Source organism: Acinetobacter sp. (assembly GCF_041911495.1).
Lineage (GTDB): Bacteria > Pseudomonadota > Gammaproteobacteria > Pseudomonadales > Moraxellaceae > Acinetobacter.
The window spans coordinates 1-6,983 of record NZ_JAYROT010000042.1; the positions used below are offsets into that span (position 1 = coordinate 1).

The 6,983-nt window shown below is 41.2% G+C and carries 6 protein-coding genes; 2 read left to right on the forward strand and 4 right to left on the reverse strand.

Annotated elements, in window-relative coordinates; genetic code table 11:
* Nucleotides 1-139, reverse strand: a 139-nt coding sequence (locus ACE3PQ_RS05680) for an IS1 family transposase (RefSeq protein WP_374296010.1), incomplete at its 3' end; no start/stop codon positions are given.
* 74 nt (nucleotides 140-213) lie between these two features.
* Here ACE3PQ_RS05680 and ACE3PQ_RS05685 point away from each other — a divergent pair.
* The gene (locus ACE3PQ_RS05685) at nucleotides 214-2,169 is read left to right on the forward strand and encodes an alkyl/aryl-sulfatase (protein ID WP_374296000.1); all 1,956 of its coding nucleotides are present in this window, start codon (nucleotides 214-216) and stop codon (nucleotides 2,167-2,169) included.
* Between the two features lie 520 nt (nucleotides 2,170-2,689).
* Here the strand turns inward: ACE3PQ_RS05685 and ruvB are convergent.
* The 3 genes from ruvB to ACE3PQ_RS05700 form a co-directional block, all read right to left on the reverse strand.
* On the reverse strand, nucleotides 2,690-3,697 hold the full coding sequence (gene ruvB, locus ACE3PQ_RS05690) for a Holliday junction branch migration DNA helicase RuvB (protein ID WP_374296002.1): 1,008 nt from the start codon (nucleotides 3,695-3,697) through the stop codon (nucleotides 2,690-2,692).
* Nucleotides 3,698-3,770: 73 nt separating this feature from the next.
* Entirely contained in the window at nucleotides 3,771-4,376 is a 606-nt protein-coding gene (ruvA, locus tag ACE3PQ_RS05695) for a Holliday junction branch migration protein RuvA (protein WP_374296004.1), read from the reverse strand.
* Nucleotides 4,377-4,476: 100 nt separating this feature from the next.
* Nucleotides 4,477-5,814, reverse strand: a complete 1,338-nt coding sequence (locus tag ACE3PQ_RS05700) for a deoxyguanosinetriphosphate triphosphohydrolase (RefSeq protein ID WP_374296006.1) — start codon at nucleotides 5,812-5,814, stop codon at nucleotides 4,477-4,479.
* A gap of 270 nt (nucleotides 5,815-6,084) precedes the next feature.
* Between ACE3PQ_RS05700 and ACE3PQ_RS05705 the strand changes: the two genes are divergently transcribed.
* Nucleotides 6,085-6,858 (forward strand): IclR family transcriptional regulator, encoded by a 774-nt coding sequence (locus ACE3PQ_RS05705; RefSeq protein WP_374296008.1) that lies wholly within the window; start codon nucleotides 6,085-6,087, stop codon nucleotides 6,856-6,858.
* The last annotated feature ends 125 nt before the right edge of the window (nucleotides 6,859-6,983 follow it).

Below are 6,983 nucleotides of genomic sequence, written 5' to 3' on the forward strand. Positions count from 1 at the left end.
AACTGAGAGCATGATCACCAATAAATTGACGTCTGCATATTTTACATTGGTAATTTTGCTTACCATCTACTTTTGTGCCATTTTTCTTTATACTGTCACTTAGGCAGGCTGGACACTTGATTTCTAGAGTTATTCGCATTACTCTATTTTATCAAAATCCAACCTGCTTTTTTTCAGCATACTTTTTGAAACACCACCAAAGAAGGAACGACAATGAAAATTAAATTTTTAACGGTCTCATTGATGTTTATTTTGCCATTTTCTGTTTTTGCAGCAAATGGACAAGTCGAAAAAGCGGTCATTGAATCAAATAATGCGTATAAAACCAAATATAATTTAGATGATATGACTGAGTTTAATTATGCGCAAAAAGGCTTTATTGCCAAGCCAACAGGTCAAATTAAAAGTGAAAAAGGCAATGTGATCTGGGATTTTGATGCGTTTAATTTTTTAAATGATCCAGCACCAAATACTGTTAATCCTGCACTATGGCGACAAGCAAAGCTCAACAATAATGTTGGTCTATTTAAAGTGACAGATCGAGTTTGGCAAATTCGTGGTTTTGATGTGGCAAATATGACCATTATTCAGGGTGATACTGGTTGGATTATTGTGGATACATTAACCTCTAAAGAAACGGCTGAAGCAGCACTTAAATTTGCTAGGCAGCATTTAGGTGAGCAAAAAATTTCAGCCATTATCTTTACCCATAGCCATATCGATCATTTTGGTGGTGCATTAGGCGTTCTTTCTAGCGAAGAAATTAACGCTAGAAAAATCCCAATTATTGCGCCACAAGGCTTTATGGAAGAAGCGACCAGTGAAAATGTGATGGCAGGTTCAGCCATGATACGTCGTGCGAATTATATGTATGGAACTTTTCTACCTAAAAATGCGGAAGGATTGGTGGATACAGGTTTAGGTAAGGCTGTTGCTGTGGGAAAAATGGGCATCCTTGAGCCTACACAACTGATCACTCAACCAGAACAGAAAATGACGGTTGATGGCTTGGATTTTGTGTTTTATAACGTGCCGGGTTCAGAAGCACCAGCAGAATTAACGTTCTCTATTCCATCACTGAAACTTTATAATGGCGCGGAAATTCTTTCGCATACCATGCATAATCTTTATACTCTCCGCGGTGCTAAAGTCCGTGATGCCTTAAAATGGGTGGGCTATTTAGACCAAGCAATGCAACATGCCAAAGCATCCGATGTATTGATTGCACAGCATCATTGGCCTGTCTGGGGCAATGACAATATTCAAGATTTTATTAAAACCCAGCGAGATGTTTATAAGTTCACGCATGATCAGACGGTGAGATATATGAACTCTGGTTTTAATGGCGCTGAAATTGCCGAAAAAATTAAGCTTCCAGCGGCACTTGATCAAAAACTATATGCGCATGGCTATTATGGAACCCTTAAGCATAATGTAAAAGCGGTATACCAATACTATATGGGATGGTTTGATGCTCATCCTTCCAATTTAGATCCATTACCCCCTAAAGCTGTTGCAAAAAAATATATTGAGTTAGCAGGTGGGGAGAACAATGCATTGAAAAATGCGCGGGATGCCTACGCTCAAGCTGACTATAGATGGGCTGCCGAGATTTTAAAACATATTGTGTTGAATAACCCTCAAAACCAACAAGCAAAAGACTTATTGGCAAATACGTATCGTCAATTGGGCTATGCTGCTGAGGCTTCAACTTGGCGTAATTTCTTTTTGGTGGGCGCTCAAGAGCTACAAAATAATGTACCTATGGAAAATACATCTGATCCGAGTGATTTATTGATTCACACGCCAACTGAAAGATTTCTGGAAGCCATGGCAACAAATTTAGATGTGGAAAATTTAAAAAATGAAAATCAGTGTATCAATCTGGTTTTGTCGGATACCCAAGAGAATTTTTCATTATGGGTTGAAAACTCAGTCATGCAGTTTAAACGTCATGATGACAGTAATGGTTTGGCATCGGATTGCCCAACATTAACCGTAACCAAGCCCTTATATCTAAAAATGATTACAGGTCAAATAGAAGGGGTAAAAGTCCTGCTTTCTAAAGACAGTAAAGTCAAAGGTAATCCACTGAAAATTGGAAAATTCTTTGCCATGTTTAAACGTCCAGATTCGATTTTCCCAATTGTGACTCGACCAAATGGTTAGGGGGAAATAACGAAGCTTAAATGTTTAGGCTTAATTCAATAGAGTCGAATAAAAAGGGAGAACTTATAGATTAGTTCTCTCATTTTTTATATCAGTATTTCAATAAAAGCTCTTGTTTCATCAAGCAAAAATGATGATGTGCAACGAATCATGTTGGTATTAAAAATTCCTTCTCGTTTTGAGATAAAGCTAGTATGGGTGGACGATTTTAGTATGAGGGGGATTTTATATTGCGCTATGCTTATAGCTACATTGATGTAATTAGTGACTCGTATTGGCTTGAATTGTGAATTAGCTAGGGCTCCTCTATAATTAAATTCTTGCGTGTAGAAAATAGAGAAGTATGTCATCACAATCTCAAGTCGCTTCTACTCAGGTGACAAAACGCCAAACCAAGCCAGCCATGTGACTACTCCATAGTATTTCTCTAATTTGGCACTATGAAAACAGTCTGCGATGACATCAATATGACAGAAATATTGCAGTTTTAAGACAGGTTGGTGTGTAGGAGTTGGTTGCGTTATTTTTCTTTCGGTTCAGGTGGTGTCATACCAAACTGCAAATAGGCTTGATTGGTGGCAATACGTCCACGTGCGGTACGCATCACATATCCTTGCTGAATCAAATACGGCTCAATCACATCTTCCAATGTACCACTATCTTCCGCCATGGCTGCTGCTAAGGCTTCCACACCCGCAGGGCCACCATCGAAACGCTCTAACAGCATAGATAAATAGCGACGGTCTAAAGTGTCCAAACCATCTTTATCGACATTGAGCATGTCGAGTGCTTTATGTGCCATCTCTTGGGTGACTTCACCTGTGCCTTTCACCTCGGCATAGTCACGCACACGACGTAACAAACGATTGGCAATACGGGGCGTGCCACGAGAGCGACGTGCGACTTCATGCGCACCGTCTTGGGTAATCGGTAAATTCATTAACCGAGCAGAACGGAGCACGATACTGGTCAAATCTTCCACCGAATAAAATTCAAGGCGTTGCACAATCCCAAAACGATCACGCAAAGGCGAAGTCAGCAAACCTGCACGCGTGGTTGCAGCGACCAAAGTAAATGGTGGTAAATCCAGTTTAATCGAACGTGCCGCAGGGCCTTCACCGATCATGATGTCGAGTTGATAGTCTTCCATCGCAGGATAGAGAATCTCCTCAATCACAGGTGAAAGTCGATGAATTTCGTCAATAAAGAGTACATCGCCTTCTTCAAGATTGGTCAACATCGCCGCCAAGTCGCCTGCACGTTCCAGTACAGGGCCTGAAGTGGATTTGAGATTGCCACCCATTTCCCGAGCGATAATATTCGCTAAAGTTGTTTTCCCAAGTCCCGGAGGACCAAAAATCAAAGTGTGATCCAATGCTTCGCCACGACCACGTGCTGCGCCAATGAAGATTTCCATTTGCTCACGTACCACAGGCTGACCGACATAATCGGCGAGCGAAGTTGGGCGAATGGCACGATCAAATTGATCTTCTGGTTTTTCTAGTCCACTGATTAAACGGTCTTGCATGAGGTACTCAGATTTTGGCTTTTAAGCATAGTAAAGGGTAAAGCGTTTTAGGGAAATTTATTTCATTAAGATGTTATTTCATCATAGATTTGAGCGCAGCACGAATCAGTCCTGCGCTTTCGTCATGTTCTGATTTTACCGCTGCAATGGCTTTTTGAGCTTCGGCAGGTTTGTAGCCGAGACTGACCAATGCAGACTCAGCTTCTGCTACAGGCGAGTCAGGGATAAACTGAATACGTTCTAAGCCACTTGAACTAGAACTCGTCGTACTATTTCCAAGCGCTTTTAGACGATCACGAAGTTCAATGATTAGACGCTCTGCGGTTTTTTTACCGATTCCCGGTACTTTGACCAAAGTATTTACATCTTCAAGCTCAATGCAATGAATCAGCATTTCAACGCTTAGACTAGATAAAATACCTAAAGCCATTTTTGCACCGATACCATTGACTTTGAGTAAGGTACGGAAAATGACTTTATCCTGTAATTCGCTAAAGCCATACAATTGCTGTGCATCTTCACGTACTACGAAATGCGTCCAAAGTGTGACGGTTTCGCCACGTTTGAGTTGGCAAAATGTGGAAAGGGGCGTATCGACTTCATAGCCGACACCGCCGACATTGAGGATAACGGTAGCACCTTCGAGGTGTTGGATTTCGCCAGTCAGTGAGCCGATCATAAATATTCAATTCTAAAAAATTAAAAAAGTGGTTACTTAAATGTTTTCCAATTCAAGCAATGTATTTAATAGTCAATACAGTGCCAAATTCACCGTGTGTTTACAATAGCCCCACTTTATTTCCCTGCAACTCTTGTGAAATCGCATAAGCCTGATGGTCAGAAAATTTACTAATCACATCCAACACTTGCATAACGTTTTGGAAATAATCTTCACCAATCTGAATCCCCAAACTATTGAGAATAATCATCAAACGCTGTTCTTTAAAGCTCACTCGACGCTCAGGATCAGTCAGTGGAATAAACGCATTGAGTAAATGTTGTACACTAGCATGCGCCAACAGCTCCAAATCGGCTTTATGACGATGATTAAAAATTTTGTTCCGTGCTAAATCTTTGGCTTTTTGAATGCCGTGCGCAATGTCAGCACTGCAATAATGCAACAAGCCATGTGGCAATTCTCCAGCAAGCAATTGTTCATGATGATTGGCAAATGCGCTAGTAACCTCATCGACCAAGCGCTTCATCGCTCGACCACGTAGCGCTGCGATTTTTTGTTGCCATGAGGTATTTTGTCCAAGTTCCTCAGGCAAACCATAATCGGCAACCAGTTCGGTAAAAATCGGCTCTACTTCTTCATAGCTGAGCATATTGAGGATAATGCCATCTTCCAAATCAATCAGCGCATAGCAAATATCATCAGCAGCTTCGAGTAGATAGGTCAGCGGATGACGGCAATAATGATATTCACCGAGTTGAATTAGTCCAAGCTGTTCAGCAACCAATTGCAACACATCTTTTTCCGTGCGATAGCAACCAAACTTTGGGCGATGATGATTCGGTGTGCGATCAGTATCATCAATGATTTTGCTGAGCCATGGATATTTCAGATAAGCACCAAGCGTGGCATAAGTCAGGCGCATACCTCCATCGTTAGGATGATAATCAAGGCGTGATAACACCCGTAAACCTTGCGCATTACCTTCAAATTGACGTAAATCCGCCCATTGTTCTGAGGTAAAAAGATAGGGTTTATTCAGATAGGTTTGATCAAACCAATCTCGAATCGCATATTCACCCGCATGCCCAAACGGTGGATTGCCAATATCGTGCGCCAAACACGCCGCTTGAATGATCGCACCGACATCGGCAGGGCTAACCCAAGATGGCAGATGTTTTTCGATCTTTTCCGCAGCCAGCATCCCGAGCGAACGACCGATACAAGATACTTCAAGGGAATGCGTCAGGCGAGTATGAATGCCGTCGTGCTGGGTCAGTGGATGGACTTGGGTTTTACGGTTCAGTTGTCTAAAACTTTGTGAAAATATAATGCGATCATAATCTTTGTGAAATGGGCTACGCGCTTGTTCTGATGTGCTTTTTTTACTACCAAGACGTGAGGCGGCGAGCAAGTTTACCCAATTCATCTGTGTTGTCATTCTCTGTAAACTCTCTCATTTAGTGATTTCTAATCATTGGCTTATCATGCCATGACTTTGTGAAAAATTCATTAGCATAGCGACTTGGTTTGTCGCCTCTCTTTCTTTCAGTGCAGTTTTATTTTTAAAAATAAATTCTAGGTTAACTAAATCTTGAACCTACTTTAATAATGTGAATAATTAATAGTCGGTTAAAACTAATATAGAATGAAGCATCTCAGCCGATTTATTTGCTATTTTTTTGATTAGTTCTGAGTGATGGAGTATGTGTTGAGTACATCGAGTTTTGCCCGTATATTGATGATTTTGGATCTTTTTTCTGTCCAGCGTCCTGTCATTGATGTGGATGATATCTGCAAAGAGCTTGATGTATCGAAGCCTATGGCGTACCGCTATCTGAAAGAATTGGTCGAATCGGGACTGCTTAAAAAGGCACATCACAGTGTTGGTTCGTATGTGCTTGGTTCAAAAGTTGCAGTGCTTGATTATATTGCCCGAGAAAGCGATCCGTGGGTACAGCTCTGCATTCCGCAGATGCGAGAAGTGGTTAATCGTACTGAAATGTTGTGTTTAATCACGGCATTAGAGGGCAAGAGTTGTGTTGATATTCATCATGAATCTTTTCGTAATGAAGAATTGGTCTATGGTCGAGGTTGTCCGCGCGCCTTGTCGGCTGGATCATCGGCAAAGATTATCTTGGCAAATCTGACTAAGAAACAGCAAATCGAATATTATCAATATCTTGCTGAGGATTTGGCAAAGAATGGTTTTGCTGAAGATGAGGTAGAATTTATCAGTAAACTCAGACAAATCAAGAAGCAAGGCTATTACATCTCGCAAGGCGAGTTGCATCCAGAATTTTCCAGTATCTCTGTGCCTGTGCGCTATTCGAGTAAAGAAGCACCATGGGCGTTCACTGTATTGGCATCGACTAATCGTTTTGAATTTGTCGATACGCAGAAAATTGTGGAAATGCTCAAGCGCAGTACTGATTTGATTGAACAACAAGCACTACAGATCGAAACTGATATTAGGGTCTGTTGACATTTCACAGATGCTTGCGACAACGGATGTTTTTTAGGCGATACTAGGAATGAATGAAGAAATTTAGTCATTCTAAATGATTCATTCATAACAACGTAGCGTCAAAAAACATCCTTGTCCCGAAG

What these genes read in the sequence shown, in the direction of transcription:
- ACE3PQ_RS05685 (WP_374296000.1), top strand. Translation starts at nt 214, where the DNA reads ATGAAAATTAAATTTTTAACGGTCTCATTGATGTTTATTTTGCCATTT.
- ruvB (WP_374296002.1), bottom strand. Translation starts at nt 3,697, where the DNA reads ATGCAAGACCGTTTAATCAGTGGACTAGAAAAACCAGAAGATCAATTT.
- ruvA (WP_374296004.1), bottom strand. Translation starts at nt 4,376, where the DNA reads ATGATCGGCTCACTGACTGGCGAAATCCAACACCTCGAAGGTGCTACC.
- ACE3PQ_RS05700 (WP_374296006.1), bottom strand. Translation starts at nt 5,814, where the DNA reads ATGACAACACAGATGAATTGGGTAAACTTGCTCGCCGCCTCACGTCTT.